Annotated in this window: 12 protein-coding genes; 6 read left to right on the top strand and 6 right to left on the bottom strand. The window is 50.6% G+C overall.

Translation table 11 applies throughout. The annotated features are described in order from the left end of the window. Positions 1–29 precede the first annotated feature (29 nt). Positions 30–1865: a threonine--tRNA ligase gene (gene thrS, locus AAGJ81_02705; GenBank protein MEM0965051.1), complete on the bottom strand. Its 1836-nt coding sequence runs from the start codon at positions 1863–1865 to the stop codon at positions 30–32. Positions 1866–1989: 124 nt separating this feature from the next. Here thrS and AAGJ81_02700 point away from each other — a divergent pair, with 124 nt between their 5' ends. Continuing rightward, positions 1990–2778: a dienelactone hydrolase family protein gene (locus AAGJ81_02700; protein MEM0965050.1), complete on the top strand. Its 789-nt coding sequence runs from the start codon at positions 1990–1992 to the stop codon at positions 2776–2778. 202 nt (positions 2779–2980) lie between these two features. On the opposite strand, the gene AAGJ81_02695 is transcribed toward AAGJ81_02700, so the two are convergent. Next, positions 2981–3838 (bottom strand): hypothetical protein, encoded by an 858-nt coding sequence (locus tag AAGJ81_02695; GenBank protein ID MEM0965049.1) that lies wholly within the window; start codon positions 3836–3838, stop codon positions 2981–2983. 233 nt (positions 3839–4071) lie between these two features. On the opposite strand from AAGJ81_02695, the gene AAGJ81_02690 reads away from it, so the two are divergent. From AAGJ81_02690 to AAGJ81_02670, 5 genes are all read left to right on the top strand, one after another. Further along, positions 4072–6996: a tetratricopeptide repeat protein gene (locus AAGJ81_02690; protein ID MEM0965048.1), complete on the top strand. Its 2925-nt coding sequence runs from the start codon at positions 4072–4074 to the stop codon at positions 6994–6996. After that, entirely contained in the window at positions 6980–8110 is a 1131-nt protein-coding gene (locus tag AAGJ81_02685; GenBank protein ID MEM0965047.1) for a hypothetical protein, read from the top strand. The genes AAGJ81_02690 and AAGJ81_02685 overlap by 17 nt, the downstream gene beginning before the upstream one ends. Positions 8111–8187: 77 nt before the next feature. Next, the gene (locus AAGJ81_02680) at positions 8188–8952 is read left to right on the top strand and encodes a MotA/TolQ/ExbB proton channel family protein (protein MEM0965046.1); all 765 of its coding nucleotides are present in this window, start codon (positions 8188–8190) and stop codon (positions 8950–8952) included. Positions 8953–9011: 59 nt separating this feature from the next. Continuing rightward, a complete protein-coding gene (locus AAGJ81_02675; GenBank protein MEM0965045.1) occupies positions 9012–9416 on the top strand; it encodes a biopolymer transporter ExbD in 405 nt (134 codons plus the stop codon). Positions 9417–9419: 3 nt separating this feature from the next. Continuing rightward, entirely contained in the window at positions 9420–9854 is a 435-nt protein-coding gene (locus tag AAGJ81_02670) for a biopolymer transporter ExbD (protein ID MEM0965044.1), read from the top strand. A 76-nt stretch (positions 9855–9930) separates the two neighbouring features. Here the strand turns inward: AAGJ81_02670 and AAGJ81_02665 are convergent, their stop codons facing one another. The 4 genes from AAGJ81_02665 to AAGJ81_02650 all read right to left on the bottom strand — a co-directional run bounded on the left by AAGJ81_02665 (position 9931) and on the right by AAGJ81_02650 (position 14144). Then, positions 9931–11586 (bottom strand): putative manganese-dependent inorganic diphosphatase, encoded by a 1656-nt coding sequence (locus AAGJ81_02665; GenBank protein MEM0965043.1) that lies wholly within the window; start codon positions 11584–11586, stop codon positions 9931–9933. 114 nt (positions 11587–11700) lie between these two features. Continuing rightward, positions 11701–12399 carry a prepilin-type N-terminal cleavage/methylation domain-containing protein gene (locus tag AAGJ81_02660; GenBank protein ID MEM0965042.1) on the bottom strand — a complete coding sequence of 233 codons (699 nt, stop codon included), beginning with the start codon at positions 12397–12399 and terminating at the stop codon, positions 11701–11703. Between the two features lie 74 nt (positions 12400–12473). Then, on the bottom strand, positions 12474–13106 hold the full coding sequence (locus tag AAGJ81_02655) for a DUF4412 domain-containing protein (protein MEM0965041.1): 633 nt from the start codon (positions 13104–13106) through the stop codon (positions 12474–12476). A gap of 69 nt (positions 13107–13175) precedes the next feature. Then, entirely contained in the window at positions 13176–14144 is a 969-nt protein-coding gene (locus AAGJ81_02650) for a CsgG/HfaB family protein (GenBank protein ID MEM0965040.1), read from the bottom strand. Between the last annotated feature and the right edge of the window lie 119 nt (positions 14145–14263).

Genomic DNA, 14263 nt, shown 5'->3' with positions numbered 1-14263 from the left:
GTTTGCCTCGACGAGAGTGTTTGCGAGACCTACTGCCTCATTTCGGGAAGCCTTCGGGTGTGAATCTCTTCGCGTAACCAATTCTCGAATTCTTCGATAGTCAGAGACGAAGGAGCGTCCGGGCGGATGCGACTACGTAGAGAAACGATATTCTCCTCCTTTTCCTTTCTTCCCAGAACTAACATATGGGGGACTTTTGCATTTTCTGCCCGTCTTATCTTTGCGCCTAGTTTATCCGCCTGTGAATCCTCGCCGACGCGGAAACCCTTGCCTCGCAATCGTTTTGCGAGACTTGCAGACCACGGGGCCAAATCGTCATTCATGGGTAGGAGCCGGACTTGTTCGGGAGCCAGCCACGTGGGAAAGTTTCCTGCGAAATGCTCGGTTAGAACGCCAGTAAATCTCTCGAGAGAGCCAAAAGGAGCCCGGTGAATCATGACGGGTCTATGCTTGCGGTTGTCTGCTCCCGTATACTCCAGGTCGAAGCGTTCCGGTAGGTTGTAGTCGACCTGAACTGTTCCAAGCTGCCATTCGCGTCCGATCACGTCTTTGACGACAAAGTCAATCTTGGGTCCGTAGAAGGCTGCCTCCCCGGTTTCTTCGGTGAAACTGACTCCGATGTTTTGCGCGGCTTCCTTGAGGGCCTTTTCTGCACGAATCCAATTCTCTTCGTTTCCGGTATATTTTTCTGAATTAGGGTCCCGGAGGCCAAGTCGCACCCGGTATTCGTCCATGCCCAGAGTGCGAAAGACGTCTTGAACCAAAGTGAGGCAACCGTCGATCTCGGCAGCGAGTTGATCGGGAGTGCAGAAAATATGAGCATCGTCCTGCGTAAATCCCCGAGCGCGGGTGAGTCCGTTGAGCTCTCCAGACTGCTCCCACCGGTAGACTGTGCCAAACTCGGCGAGCCGGACTGGGAGATCGCGATAGGAATGGGGCTGGCTGTCGAAAATGCTTATGTGCATCGGACAGTTCATTGGTCTTAGTAGGTAACCTTCGGTTTCTCCTTTCTCCAGTCGGGAAGAGAGTTCCGCACAGGAGAGGCCCTCGGACGACAGTTCATCCAACGCCCCATGCTCAAGAATCGGAGAAAACTGCGACTCACGGTAGTAGGGGAAGTGGCCGGATGTCCGAAACAGATCCAGTTTACCGATGTGCGGAGTGAAAACCTGCTGGTAGCCTTGCTCGGACAGTTTCGCGCTGATGAAATTCTGCAGCTCCTGGCGGATTAATGCGCCCGCGGGGGTCCATAAAACGAGGCCTTGGCCGACCGCGTCATCGATATGAAAAAGCTGAAGATCCTTGCCAATTTTTCGATGGTCCCGGGCTTTCGCCTCTTCCATTTGCTGAAGGTGTTCTTCCAACTCCTCCTTGGAGGCAAAGGCTGTCCCGTATATCCGTTGTAACTGTTTGTTCTTTTCGTTCCCTCGGTGGTAGGCCCCGGCGATACTGAGCAGCTTGAACGCCTTTACCTTTTTCGTGTAGGCTACGTGTGTGCCAGCGCAAAGGTCAGTAAACTCACCGTTTCGGTAGAATGAAATCGGTTCTCCTTCCGGTATATCACTGAGTCGACCCAATTTGTATCGTTCTTGTCCGGTCTCCCGGATTAATTTCTCTGCCTCGTTCCGGGGAAGTTCGAATCGTTCAAACCGCTGGTTTTCCTTGATGACCTTTTTCATCTCAGCCTCGATTTTATCGAGGTCTTCGGCAGTAAGCTGATGGTCCAGATCAATGTCGTAGTAAAACCCATCCTTAGTCGGAGGACCGACATCGAGTTTGGCTTCTGGGAACAAGCGTAAGACAGCAGTTGCCAAAATATGGGAGCCAGAATGGCGTATCTCCTCCAATGGTGTCATCTCGGGCATACGGGCCATGTTGGAGGGTGCTGCCGGAAAATCGCAATCGAATTGTTTCGGAGCTCCACTAGCGTGGGCACCGTTTCCGGTGCCAATTGACTTTGGAGAGAATACCCTCTACCAATCGCCCATCATGAAATTCGCCCTCTTAGCCATTTTTTTCACTTTAACCACCTTTTCCTTCGCCTTCTCCGGAATGGATGATCCCGCGACCCGGGTGGTGAGTTACGAGCTCGATGGTGTTCAGTTTCAGAGCACGATAGTCTGGGATCAGGATGACAACGACAGGCGCCCGGCTGTTCTTATGGTGCCGAATTGGATGGGACCGACTGAACAGTCTCTCGAGAAAGCGCGTATGATCGCTGACGATGATTACGTTGTGATGATGGTTGACCTCTATGGAGTAGGGGTTCGCCCAACAAACATGGAAGAAGCCAGCAGTGCCGCTGGATTTTTACGGGGTGATCGTTCCTTGATGCGTGCAAGAATGGCGAAGGCTCTCGAGGTTTTGCTGGCCGAGCAAGGTCTACCGCTAAAGAACGGTGAAGTGGCCGCGATAGGCTTCTGTTTTGGGGGTGGGGCTGTCTTGGAGTTTGCCCGGACCGGTGCTGATCTTGATGCGGTTGTCTCCTTTCATGGAGATCTTCTCTCGCCCACTTTAGAGGCCGACAGCAAGGATATCACCGCGAGCGTTTTGGTTTTACATGGTGCCGACGATCCTTTCGTTCCGCAATCTGACGTCGATGAATGGGTCACTGTAATGCTAGGCACTGGAGTGGACTGGCAGCTGGTGCAGTTTTCGAATACGGTGCATTCTTTCACTGATCCGAGTGCCGCTATGAAAGGCCAGGCAGAATACAATCCGTTGTCTGCAAAGCGTGCTTACGAATATATGGAAGAGCTTTTTGACGAGAAGTTCTAGAGGGCACTTCGACTAACCTCCTTTGGCCGTGACGAGAGCAATTTTGGTTCTGAGCAAGGCGACGGCTTCGCTTGGCGGGCTAGAAGCCCGTCTGCGAAGCCGCAACGCGGCTCAAACCCAAAAGTGCCTCGCCCTTTAGGTGCTGCCGCAATCACGAGCCAAAGGAGGTTAGTCGAAGTGCCCTAGAGAGCGTTTCTTTCGATCACTCTGGCAATTGAATTGCCTCCAGCCTGTCCCACTCGTCTAGAAATTTTTGGAGTTTGGGTTTCCCACTTTCAATCAGCGAGAACGTCAGATCGCGAACAGCCTCCTTTTCCGCGTCATAGGCCTTCGCCGTAAGCAGGCCTGCGAAATGGGCAAAACGTGCCCAGACAAGGTGGGTTGTTAGGGCGTCGCACTCGTTGTAAGCAAGTATTTCTTCGAGGCGACCCTCCAACCATAGCTCTGCTACACCACTCCCGCTGGTATCTATTTTACCAGGGATTCCAGAGAGCCGAGCCAGCTCGTTGAGAGCGGGCATCTGGTTATATCGACCGAGAATCGGTGCGAGATCGATGTTGTGCTCACTGTGTGCGCTGAAGTAGTCGACCCCTTCCCATGGTTTTTCCGGTCGAGAAGCAAATTTTGGGCAGGAGAGTCCGTTTACGATCGCTCGCTGAACGAGAATGGGTAGGTCGGCTTGCGTGGAGTTGAAACCAACTAATTGAGGTTTCCTTTCCCCAACGGATTGGAAGAATCCTTGTAAGATGTTCTTCTCCTGTTCTTGCCATGGTAGATCCGTGCGCATAGGCAGGGAAATCATTCGAAGATTAGGTTCTTTCGAAGTGTTCGTCGCTTCGCGAAGGACACCCGCTAGCGTTACAACCCGGCAGAGAACGGTTTTCAGATAAGGTTGAGGATTCTCCTCGGTGGCTCCGCCATATTCCCAAAGGCGTTTGATTGCATGTTCTCTTTCCCCCGGGGTGTTGACTGAGCAATTGAATAATCTGGAGGCTGCGAAAGGATCGGGAACCCACTCGACATCAAAGGAAAATACAAGGGGCTGGATAGACTTGAACATGATCACTCCAAGCCTGAAATAGCGGTTCGAACGATGCGATCAGAAATTGCGGATGAGTCTTTTGATTCAGGCTTTCCAAGGTTTCTGGCTTGATCAAAAGGGGAGAGATAGGCAATTGTGGGAGGTGAATGACCCCATTTTCCCCACCACAGAAGTTCCTACGATTCCTTGTCGCTCTAGTTCTCTCTTTCGGGACCCTTTCTAGCGTTTCAGCGCAAGAAAATCCTGAATCCATGGGTATTTCGGATCTTCAGGCACGTGCATCAGATTTCACGGAAAGGAATGATTTTAGAGCGGCGCGGCCTTTTTTAGAGGAAATTGCCAAACGGTATGAGGATGGGAGTGAAGAAGAGCGTTCGCAGCTCGGTCCGGTATTTTTCTTCATTGGTTTGGGTTACCTTCAGGATTACAGCGAGGCTCAGGAAAATAGTAACTTGGAACAGGCTATTGCCGCGTTCAGTGAAGCCATAGAGTCTGGTGTCGAAGAAGGACGTTTGATCGACACGCTTGAGTTCCGGGGAGATGCCTACCGAGGCCTTGGCCAGTTAGAGGACGCAGCTGCGGACTACGAAAGGCTTGTTACCGATCCGCTAGACAGGCGTCACCGTGAGGCGAAACGACTCGAGATTCTGCAGAAGCTTTCACTGACTCTTCTTTCGCTTGAGGATTGGGAGCGTGGAAAACCGGTTTTCCGGAGATTTTTGGATCAGTCAGTTTCGGAAGAGCAACGTGCTTTGGCTGCAAGCTATCTTCTCGAGGCCTTTATCCAAGACAATGACATGGATGGGATTCTGGAACTTTTGCCTTTAATCACTGTAGATAATCCCTCCCGTTACAGCGTTTCCCTCAATGTTGCTCTGATGCAGGCGGGAGACCAGCTTGCCGACAAAGGTCTGTTTGCTCAGGCGGCTCTTCTTTACAATGCAACTCTCAACCGGGATCAAATAATTCGTTACTTCGAAAATCTTGAAAGAGAGCAAGCCGCAATGGTGGAGAGAATGCGGGCCCTGGGTCGCTCTGAGGAAAGAATGGCCGATGCCTTATTTGAGCTCGAGGACGTTCGAGTTCAGCTGGAGGCAGTGCGTCAAGTTGAACCCTACACGTCACAGTTGATGGCGCGGGTCGCGCGAAATTATTATCTAGCGGGTAGAGATTATGAGGCAGTCTGGGCCTATCTTCGTTTTGTAGATCGGTTCCCGGATGATCCAATTGCTCAAGAGTTCCAGTTTGCGGCATTTATCACGGCCACGAAGCTCGGTCTTGAAGAGTTGTCGAGAGACTTGGGCGAACAGATGTTGGGCGGCAGGATTGCCAACCAGGAGTTTCGTAAGAGGGTTTTATTGGCGTTGGCGTCTGCGTATCTGGATTCTAATGACGAGGACTCGTTCTATGAGACTGTCGACAGTTATCTAGAGGAGTTTCCGGACTCTGTTGAAGCTGGACAAGTCGTTTTTCTACTTGGGAACTACCTCTTAAACAAAGGTGACATCGAAGAATTGCAGGGACGCCTCAGTCTGATTGCGCCGGCAGTCGAAGGTAAAAGCGCAGAGGATGGTATTCACTACTGGCAAGGGCTTGGTTTTCTTTTCGATTCACAGCTCGAGGAGGCAATGAATCGGTTCGATTTAGTGGTCTCTGATCAGTTTCCTGACAGTGTTTACCGGGAAGATGCGTTTTACCGGCGTGCCATTGCGCTTTACGGGCAAGACAAAACAGACGAAGCGGAAAAACTATTCGAAGAGTTTGCTCTGACTTTTCCGAATAGTGGCCTTCGTGGAGAGGCGGAGTTCTTCCTTGGAGAAATAGATGCAGCCCGAGCCGATATTTTGAAGGCAATCGCTCACTATGAGCAAGTTGATCTGCACACGGACAACATTGGGTTTATCACAAGTGCCTATTTTCAGAAAGCCAAGATACTCGAAAGGAACAATGTGCTCAAGAGAGCAGCTGAAACTTACCAAGAGTACATCGATAAGCACGGAGAAGACGGGCAGCTTACCCAAGCAATCTTTCTCCTCGGGGAAATTCGTAAGAAGCAGGGTCGTCCGGGAGATGCTTTGACGCAGTACCAGAACGCGATTCTCCGCTTCGGAAACGACCCTGCGAATCTCGGGGTTGACCCAATGATTACAACTTATGTGAACGAGTACGACGAGACACTCCGGCGGCTCGAATCTTCTCTGGCATTTCTCGAAAAACTGGAAACGGATGAAGAGTTCCGAAAAGAGATAGCTACGAATCGCGGTGCCTTGTATCAGCAGTTTGTGGACGACCCGGATTTGGACCAATCCTTATACGAAGAGCTGCGGCAAAGTGCGGAGTTCAGTAAAAGCCTTGAGGCAAGCACGGAGCCACTACAGCCTTACCTCGAAAGCTATCGTGCGCAATTAGACGATTTTCCCAAAGATACACCCACGGCCGTCTTCGAACGCGAGTTTAACCAAGCCAAGCAAACCAACAAAAGAACGCTTGCGATGCGGATGCAGATGGCGCTTGAGGATCTGGGCTCTCCGCCTCGTTCTCCTTTAGTGATTCAGGAATCTGACCTTGAGCTCGCGAGTCCTGCGATCCTTGTCTGGATTGGAGAAGGAAAAGAGCGGACTGATCCAGTGCTCTCAAAATTGGCGTACAGGGCAGCGATAGACTACGAAGAAAATGTTCCGGAAAAAGTCTCAGCCTATCTGAATCTTGGCGACATTCTTCTCAGTGAGGGGAGCGAGCAGGAAGCCCTTCAATTGTATGAACAAGCTGAGGAGAATTTCCCAGCGGACCCAGAGATCTACCGTTCTCTCATCGCGCAGGCACGGATTCTTGGTGAGAGTGGTGAGTTAGAGGCAGCGAGGGAGAAGCTATTGTCGATTCTAAAAACTCCGGATTGGCGGGGTGAACCTCATGCTGAAGCACTATACCGGGTGGGTGTTACGTATTTTGAAGAGGGGTTATTTCCCGAAGCGCACGGGTTTTTCGAAAGAACATTTCTTGGATACGGCCTTTTTGATGAGTGGGCGGTTCGGGCGTATTTGATGGATGCGAAGACCCTGGTTGAGATGGGGCAGATCGAAGATGCGCGGCGAACCTTGAACGAAGCTCTGGAGAATGAGAGCTACCAGAACATCGAAGGCTTTAACGAACTAGTGGAGTATGCGAATAGTATTTAGAACCTTGTGGCTGCCGGCGGTGGTCGTGCTCTCAAGCGCGAACTGGGTCGCTGGACAATCCTCGGCCTCGGCACCTGCCTCCTCGTCATCAGATCCTCTCGAGGTTTCGGAGAGCTATGAAGAAGCTATCGAGAAGTATGGGAACAATCCTGTTGAGGCTACTCGTGTGGACGGGCCCAACCAGTTTTCTTCCATCACGCTCCTGGATTTAAACTCTCTTGGATTGGAAATTCTCGATCCTTCGATTGGTTCTTCCATCACTCTGCCCGAGGACAACCTTAATTTTATTGTTCGATATAGCCCCGAGCTAGACACTGCTCTATACTCGAGACTGAGAGATGAAGGTCAGATAGATGAGGCACTCGAGCTTCTTCGTAAGGAGATTTACCCACTACTAAAGTACGTTCCCCTTGATCCCACTGAAGTGCAGATTCACCGGTCGGTGTCACAACTGATTTCGGAGCTGTTGGCTGCCGAGAAAGTGGCTGAGGTTGCTTCAATTCTGGAAACTTTCCCGAAAGATCGTTTAACGACCCTGTTTCGGGATCAAACAGTGGAGGTAGCAGCTGCGTTAATCGAGGACGGTGACTATAACCGTGCTTACGATATCGTTAAACTTTTTCCACTGGGTCCTGGAGAGGTGGTATTTGTTCCCGTTTATTTGAATCTGGCTAACGAGTTTCGGCTACGTGAGGACTGGGAACGTTCGAGGAACCTGTATAAAGACGTCCAGCTTGCTTCAACGATCGAGGCTCACCCCGAAGCATTCCTCTGGGAGGGCTACATCCATCTCAAAGAGGATCGAGCGTTTATGGTGGATGCAATCTTGGATCAATTTGATAGCATCAGTACCGAGAGCCCGTATTACTCACTTCTTGAATTGGTAAAGGGGTCTCTCCTTGAAAACCAAGAAAAGAGTCGGGAGGCACTATCGGCATTCGCCAAAGGCCTCGTCTACTCGACTACAAACGATCCCTGGACCCCGGAACTTTTATTCAGGACTGGCGAATTGTATGAGGCGGAGGACTTTCAATCGGCGGCTCGAGAAGTCCGCTATCAGCTAAAGTTCTTTTATCCGGAATCCGTTTGGGCTGAGAGGTTGCCGGATAGTTAAGGGGTCCTTTCCAGACCACCAAAAGCCTTGCCCTCCAATTTAATTTCAAGTTTCGTAACAGACACCCTATGACAAGCATGCAGAAAAAACTCTTTACTGTCTTAATCACTATCTTCGCGTGTAGCGCCCCATTTTTTGGAACCTTACAGGCACAGGATGAAGAACTTGTGGTGGAAGAGGTCATCATTGAAGAAGGCGAAGGTGGTCGTAGCATCATGGACATGATAAGGGTCGGTGGCTGGACGATGGTTCCCCTGGGAGCTCTTTCCATTGCCGGTCTCGGCTTGATTGTCTATAACTTCATCGCCGTAAAACCTAGAAAGCTTCTCAACGTCGACGTTGTTGAACAGGTTGCTGAACAGGCAAACGGTTTCCATATGGAAGAGGCGCGGCAGATCTGTGCCGACAACCCGTCACCTCTTACGAATATCGTAGACGCCGGATTGGAGCGAGTGACCGCTGACTTTGTCGATACAGACTCAATGGAGAAGGCTATGGAAGAGGCTTCGGTGGAGGAGCTTTCCGGTCCCTATGTTTATATCAATTACCTTTCGGTGATCGCTAGTCTGGCCCCTATGGTCGGTCTTCTCGGGACGGTTAGCGGGATGGTCAAAGCCTTCAATGCGATTGCTGCTCAGGGGATGGGACAGCCAACTGAATTGGCTAACAACATCTCGGAAGCCCTGATCACAACGGCTACAGGTATGATCATCGGAATTCCAGCGATGTTCTTTTTCTTCTTCTTTAAGAATAAATACGGGAAGATTACGGCCAGCGTTAGTAGGATCATCGGCGATTTCCACCACGAGTTTGTTGCCTCTATCCGAAAAAGCCAAAGCTGAATGGAGTAAGCACTGTCTTTGAAGAAACGCAGCTACTGCAGAGAAGATAGGAGAAAAATTTGAACACTTGGACGCCCAGTGAAGGTGACGAAGGCTTTGAGCTGACTCCAATGATTGATGTGGTCTTTCTCCTCATTGCATTCTTCATGGTGATTACCAGCGAGATCACCGAGGAAAATATCAAGATTACGATTCCCATAGCTACTGAGGCGCAAGTTCCCGATGAAAGGGGTGCACGTCAGACCATTTCGATTGATGCTGAGGGAAATGTTTTTTTCGGAGCGCGCCAGATGGCACCGGATGAGTTGCCTGAGGCCATAAGGAGAGTGCTTGAGAGCAACCCGCAAACCAAGGTTTACTTGAGGGCAGACTCCGGAACTGCCCATCGACATGTTCAAGATGTGATGAAGGCGACCGCGGCAGCGGGCCTTTACGACGTAATCTTTGCCACGAACCAGGAGTAGTGAATGAGAAATAAGAGGAATAGTATCCTCGAGTCAGAGGAGAAATACGAGATTACCGCAATGATTGACGTAGTTTTCCTCCTTTTGATTTATTTCATGTTTCTTCCGATTCAACAAGAGGCCGACTTGGGAATCACTCTGCCGGCCGAAGCACCTCCTGCTCAGAATTTGGATTTACCAAGTGAGCATCTGGTTGAGATAATGCCAAACGGCCAGGTTCTCTTGAATCGCCAGCCCATAGGTGCCCCTGATGCTCAGTCTCTACCTCGGCTTCGGGATACATTGGCCAGGCTGAAGTCTTCTTCGGATCGTGCGGGGGTAAAGACGGTCGTAACGATTGACGCGGATCCAGACTCTCCGCACCAGAGATCCATCGATGTGTTAAACGCTCTTAAAGAAGCTGACATCCGGCTGGTTTCTTTTGCGATGGCCGGCTAGGGCCTTTCGAATTTTTTCACGTTTCGCACTAGGAGCTAAGTTCAGAGAACCTAGTAAAATACTATGGTTTCCGCTCCTACCCGTTAGCGAACAGTTTCGAGAGATAAGGAATTAGCTGCTTCTTTCGACTGACAATACCCTTTAAGTCAAAGATGTCGTCCGAAGTGACTGAAGGGTAAGATATTCCTGCAATCAGCTGATCCGATCCTGCAACCACAAGTAAAGAGTTTTGCTGGTTGATGTCTGTTACCAGCAGGGCCGCGAAATCCAGCCCCTCTTTCTCGACATGCGTTTTCAAAGCAATTTTCAACTCGTCCTCGTGTGGCCAGAAGTTGTTGAAGCCAAGCTCCTCGACCTGTGAAACTGAAAACCGAATCTCACCCTCCTCATAAAGTTTGCAGTCCATTTGAATGACTTGCTCTGGTTCGGCGTTTAGGATTACCGAGCCAGAACTGAATATGGCTTGTTCAAGTTCTTTTGGATCCACCTTCGCAATCTTTGACAGTCGTTCGAGAACGGTCCGGTCCATATCAGTTGTGGTTGGTCCGGTAAGAAGAAGTGTATCCGAGATCAAGCCCGCCATCAGCACACCCGCAATTGCTGGATCCGGTTCTAGTCCTTCTTTGAAGAATTTATCCGCGACAATGGTGCAGGTAGAACCCACAGGTTCATTGATGAAGAGTATGGGTTGATCTGTCGGAATGTTCCCGAGACGGTGGTGATCAATAATCTCGAGGATTTCCACATCGGCAGCACCAGTTACCGCTTGAGTCATTTCATTGTGGTCAACCAGGACAATCTGGGTGGCCGGCGGTTTGAAAATATCAGTTTTCGAAAAGACACCCAACAGCTTGTCGTCGGAATCTGTAACGAAATAGAGAGGAGCGTATTTTCGTGCGATTCGACGCTGAACATCCCTCACCTTATCGTCTGGATGGAAGCGGATCATATCCGTTCCGAAAAGATTCTCCAATAATGAAGCCGATCGGATGATCCAGGACGTAGTGGCAGAATCATAGGGAGAGATTATGATGCTAACGCCCTTTTCTTTTGCCCTCTCGATCATCTCTGACTCGATTTCAAGGTTTCCGGTGACCACAAGGAGTCGGACTCCTAGTTGGAGACTTTTCTCCTGAATATCCCAGCGGTCACCGACTACAATTATGCTTTGCCGGGGACTGACCTCTTTCTGAGCGAAGTTTCCAAAGGAGCGGATATCCATTGCACCAATTCGAACAAAAAGCTCTTCAAAAATGTCGGGATCATGAAGCAGGACAGCTTTTGCTCTGAGCGACCGGGTTATCGCAGTGATGGTTGACCTTACTTGCCTCATGCGGAGGGGGTCACTGATTCGAGGAGTGAAGTATTCGCCAAGGTCAAAAATGGAAACCAAACCCTTGGCTTTCCCATCGGGACCTACAACTGGCAGGGACCGAACATCGTGCTGGTCGAACATTTGAAGGGCTTCGGCACAGGTGCTTTCCGGAGCAGCTTGGTAATATTCGGTCCGCATAATCTCCTCCAGACGGGGAGTGACATCGTTTATGAAGATCGGAAGGGGAGTGTCGAACCGTTTGAGGATAGTGTCTATTCGCGCGTTTGAGTTCCCACAGCGTGCAGGAACAAACTGAGTCTCTCCAATTGCGTGTTTAAACGAAGCGTAGCCAATCGCCGAGCAGATGGCGTCTGCGTCGGGATTCTTGTGTCCAAATATGTAAATCGGTTTCTTCACCACTGATGTGGCGTAAAGACAAATGAAAGACTGAGAAGACTTGCAAAGAAAAAAGCCGGCGTTTTCTAACGCCGGCTTTTCTAAAGAACCGTGGTATGGGGTTCAAAAAACGGTCTAGTTGGTCTCCACGATATTGGTCGAGCCTACTGCAGTTTCGATGTTTGTCGTCGTGTCACCAGTTACCGGGTCGATTAGTTCGTCCTCAGTAGTCTTGTAAAACTGCACGTGCCCATCCGCAAATGCAATGTGACCACCGTCGTCGCCCCACGGGGAGATGCTACGATCAGGATCCCATGTTCCGTCAGTTTCGAGACCCTTCGTCCAGATGATAGGTGTTACAGATGCGGGTGCATTTGGGCTAATGTTCACAGCCATCGAGTAGCTGATTTCATCGGCTGCGCTGGTCCAATCCGCTGTTGGCGCAACCGGATCACCCGTGAGAATGACTTTCGGTATGACTGCTATTCCAGCGACATCGTCCGCAGACGAAATGAAGTAGATCGAGCCATCGTTTAGTTCAGCAAACTCGGCTAGGACTTGTGCCCATTCAGCAGGGGTAGAGGCGCTGGTCTGCCCTTCTGCCCATGCACCGTCGCCGATCGTCCGCGAACGGGCACCTGCAATCGCAAATGAATTGTAGCTAGTGGCAATGTTTTTCAGGTCACTAGCTGATGCGGCTTGAGCTGCCTTCACACGCACGTTGCCAACGGCCGGTATAATGATCGCTGCGAGAATCCCGATGATCGCGATGACGGTCAGGAGCTCGATGAGGGTGAAGCCTTTTTTGAAGTGTGGGCGGGGTTTAGATTTCATAGTGGAAACGTCGTTTACGTTGTGGGTTGAGTCAACTGATATTTTGTGGATTTTGACCTAGTCTAGGGGTCAAATCAGGGCATACCAGGAAAATTCATTCCGTCGGGGAGAGACATTTTCGAGTATCCTTTTGGAACTTCCAACTCGGTTGTCGCAACACTCCGAGGATTTACAGCGGTGATGCGAACTGTTGCTGACTCTTCGCCGTCCGTGTAGATCATCTCGAGAGCAAGGGCTCCGTTGGGAAAAGCTTGTCGGAATTCGGCTGGAGCCTGCTGACTATCCAATCCTCCCATCATCGTAAAAGAGCCTAAATCTGAAGTCATCCAGAGCGTCGCAGAATCGGTGCCGCTCGTGAAAATGACCTTTCGGGTTGTGAATCCAAGGATATCCTTCGTTTCGTTCGTAACTTCAACTTCTCCTTCTCCAACTTCCGGCACACCTGGTGCGAGATCTGCAGCGGGGGCTTCGAGAAACATTCGCTGTTCAGGCATCACGATTTTCGCGATCTTACTGCCCCAATCCATGAGGGCGAATCCACCGCCAAGCTCAGGTAGCTTGATCGACATCTTGTCACCTTTTGTGGTGACACTCATTTCTTGGCTCTCACCGTCGGCTTCAACTGCGATGGTGAGGTCTCCCTCGAAAGTCTTAGCGTGGAGGCCTGCGACGAGTGTGAGGCTAAGAAGGGTAAGGGCGATTTTCATGAGTGGGTGTGTCTTGGAGATTTACCGTGTGTTTTCGGTTGGGGGGAGCTTGTTTGATATCCTCGTCTTTCAACTTCCGGTTGCAACTACCACGTCACCTTTTTTTGGTAAGACCCCGTCAACAAGTTCCGCGTAGCTGATCTTATCGGAGACTTTATTGACTTTTATCGTGCTAACCACGTCACCCTCAATTCTCTCAAGGACGTCTCCAGTGGTCGGGTCCAGAAGAAGTTCACCCTGTTCGCGTACGACGAAGGTCTGGCCTTCTGGTATGTTGAAGTTGGAACCGCGATTAATGATAATGCGGTCGCCGGACACCGTAACGACTGCGCCTTCGAGGGAAAAGTCCTCAAACTCCTCAGCGAGAAACCGCGTGGAGAGGACTACGTTGTCATAGGCCGCTTCGCCAATCGGTGTTTTGGTGAAACCGCCCAGGTCTGCACCCCAGCTGGAGGCTACGTAACCCACATTAAGGCCTTTGCGTCCCGCTTCTCCCGTCACGCGTTCTTTCGCAACGATTTCCCCTGTGGTTGAATCAATGATTTTTACGATCGTAGTGATCTGGGCTTTTCCTCCACTACCACCGATTCGAAAACCTCCGATCGACAGTCCTCCACTCTGACCCTCGGTCGAACCTTCCACGTCGGTAATCTCAATATCTGCCAAGTACTTTGCGCTCCGAATCATCCCGGTCTGGGCTACATCGGAAGCGGCTGCCGAACGCCCATCGGTCTGCAGGTCTTGTTCTAATATTGTGTCTCCAATTCGGTCTCGGTCGACGACGATGAACCGGTTGGTGTCAAAAAGGGCGGACTCCAACATGCTGGAAATGGATTCCGACAAGTCCCCAGGGTACGAAAAGATAGCGGTGTACTTGGGTGGGAGGACCGTGATCGCATGTTTTACCCCACTGTAAGGAGGTAAACCAAAATCTTCATTGGTGGATTCGGTATCGTCTTCACCAAAGCCAAAGAGCGCAAAAGCCGAGGAGACGGCGGTCGCAGAAAAGAGAGCTGAGAGAAGTAGTGCTTTTTTCATGTTGTGGACGGCAAGTGATAAAAAATCGGAGCGCTCTAGTCAAGGGCGGTTCGATAGGGCCTATTTCACCTGGCTACAATTCAATAACGGTGTTCCCGAGTTCAATTGCCATGAGAAAA

This window comes from Verrucomicrobiota bacterium (genome assembly GCA_038744685.1).
In the GTDB taxonomy this organism is placed as follows: domain Bacteria; phylum Verrucomicrobiota; class Verrucomicrobiia; order Opitutales; family Puniceicoccaceae; genus Puniceicoccus.
Note: the sequence above shows the minus strand (reverse complement) of the source record. Positions and strands in the feature narration are given on the sequence as shown.